Here is a 469-nt window from a genome sequence, read left to right as displayed (position 1 = left end):
TGATCAGGGCCACGGCGGCCAATTATTCATCCATGCAGCAGGATGTTGCCAACCAGCGGCCGACGGAGATTGACGCCATAACCGGCTTTCTGATTGAGCAGGCACACCATTTTCAGCTTGCCACACCGGCGAACTTCGCCCTGTGGCAACAGATAAAACACTTGGAGCAAAATTATGGCTAACCCAACGACATCCTCTGTACACCCCCCTAAAGTGGCGGTCTGTATTGCCCCCGGCAGCGAAGAAATGGAGGTCATCAATACGGTTGATATTCTGATCAGGGCCGGTATGCAAGTGACCATTGCCAGCGTGGCAGAAGACGGGGCACTCGCGATGAAAGGCTCGCGGGGCATTACACTGACCGCTGACCGCCCGCTGGTCGAAATTGCCGATGATCCCTTCGACTGTGTGGTTCTGCCCGGCGGCCTGGCGGGCGCAGAATACCTCAGAGACAGCACGCTGACGGTTG

Annotated in this window: 2 protein-coding genes; both read left to right on the top strand. The window is 56.9% G+C overall.

Features of this window, described 5'->3' with window-relative positions:
- On the top strand, nt 1-182 hold a 182-nt coding region (locus ACYP03_RS24070; protein ID WP_459782371.1), incomplete at its 5' end, for a ketopantoate reductase C-terminal domain-containing protein.
- On the top strand, nt 175-469 hold a 295-nt coding region (locus tag ACYP03_RS24065), incomplete at its 3' end, for a DJ-1/PfpI family protein (RefSeq protein ID WP_459782370.1). The genes ACYP03_RS24070 and ACYP03_RS24065, both read left to right, overlap by 8 nt.

The organism is Photobacterium sp. R1 (genome assembly GCF_054600795.1).
Note: the sequence above shows the minus strand (reverse complement) of the source record. Positions and strands in the feature narration are given on the sequence as shown.